Below are 901 nucleotides of genomic sequence, written 5' to 3'. Positions count from 1 at the left end.
GGCGATGAACTTGACCCCTGCTACCTCTGCGGCTTCGACTGCGTTCGCATGTTGGCGGATGCGGGTGTCGTTGTCTCCGTCTGCTGAGATGATCAGGAGTCGCTCGACCCCTTTGAACGCCGCTTCGAGCGTCTCCGGCTTGTCAAAGTCGCCATGACGCACGTCGACACCTTTTTCCTTCAATAGCGACGCTTTCTCTGGGTTGCGGACGCTGACCGCCACTTCACTTGCCGGTACGGATTCAAGCAAGAAATCGACAATCTTCGAACCGAGTTTCCCGGTCGCCCCTGTGACTAAATATTTCATGATTCATTTCCTCCCTTTAACCTGTAATCAAATCAGTTACATGTAATCATCATAGTTACAGCATCTTCGTTTGTCAATTGTTTGTTCCCTGTTATACTGAAGATGTAACCAATTCGCTTACACGACAGTTCAGAAAGGTGGTGGCTTATGTCAATTAGTAGCCGTTTCGCAGTTGGCATTCATATCTTGACGTTAATCGAGTTCAACAAGGACGGCGTCACCTCGTCTGATTATTTAGCCGGGAGCGTTAATACGAACCCTGCCTTAATCCGTAAAATCATGGCCATGTTGAAGAAGGCCGACTTGATTGAAGTGAAACCCGGCGTCGCCGGCGCCAAACTGACGAAAGAATTGACCGAAATCTCACTATATGATGTGTATCAAGCCGTCAACGTCGTCGAGGAGAACGAGTTGTTCAGCATCCATGACAATCCGAATCCGGCATGTCCTGTCGGTCAACATATCCAAACGACGATTGAACCGATTTTTATTCACGCCCAATCGGCGATGGAATCGGTATTGAAGCATGTGAAGCTCGCCGATATCGTCCAAGACGTCGCCACAAAAAGCCAAGGAACCTAACGACCGGTTCCTT

General features: G+C 49.1%; 2 protein-coding genes. One reads left to right on the top strand and one right to left on the bottom strand.

Annotated features, from left to right (window positions below; genetic code table 11):
- On the bottom strand, positions 1-306 hold a 306-nt coding region (locus DI14_RS05505), incomplete at its 3' end, for an NAD(P)H-binding protein (RefSeq protein WP_034806325.1).
- A 147-nt stretch (positions 307-453) separates the two neighbouring features.
- Here DI14_RS05505 and DI14_RS05500 point away from each other — a divergent pair.
- Positions 454-888 (top strand): Rrf2 family transcriptional regulator, encoded by a 435-nt coding sequence (locus tag DI14_RS05500; RefSeq protein ID WP_034806323.1) that lies wholly within the window; start codon positions 454-456, stop codon positions 886-888.
- The last annotated feature ends 13 nt before the right edge of the window (positions 889-901 follow it).

The sequence above is a fragment of the Exiguobacterium sp. AB2 genome (genome assembly GCF_000696055.1).
Taxonomy (GTDB): domain Bacteria; phylum Bacillota; class Bacilli; order Exiguobacteriales; family Exiguobacteriaceae; genus Exiguobacterium; species Exiguobacterium alkaliphilum.
This window is presented reverse-complemented; position numbering and strand designations above follow the sequence as displayed.

Coding starts and splice junctions, on each gene's coding strand:
- DI14_RS05500 (WP_034806323.1), top strand. CDS start 454: ATGTCAATTAGTAGCCGTTTCGCAGTTGGCATTCATATCTTGACGTTA.